The following is a 233-nucleotide window of genomic DNA, read 5'->3' as shown; positions in this document are numbered from 1 at the left end:
AATGAATCCGTTTTTAGGATACCGGGCTATCCGTCTCTGCCTTGATCAAAAAGATGTCTTTCAAACACAAATCAGGGCAATGCTGAGGGCTTCCTTATATGGAAATATGAAAATCATGTTCCCTATGAGTTCAAATCTTAAGGAACTCCGTGAAGCGAAATCGATCGTCAATGAAATTCGTGTTGAGCTTGAAATGAAAAAAATCCCATTCAATAAGGATGTAGAGATCGGGA

1 protein-coding gene is annotated in these 233 nt (G+C 39.1%); it reads left to right on the top strand.

The annotated features are described in order from the left end of the window. Nucleotide 1: 1 nt before the first annotated feature. Nucleotides 2-233: putative PEP-binding protein (locus SB679_RS26445; RefSeq protein ID WP_410705415.1), on the top strand; the 232-nt coding region annotated here is incomplete at its 3' end.

Origin of the sequence: Chryseobacterium sp. SIMBA_029 (assembly GCF_046535275.1) — a bacterium.
Classification (GTDB): Bacteria; Bacteroidota; Bacteroidia; order Flavobacteriales; family Weeksellaceae; genus Chryseobacterium.
This window is presented reverse-complemented; position numbering and strand designations above follow the sequence as displayed.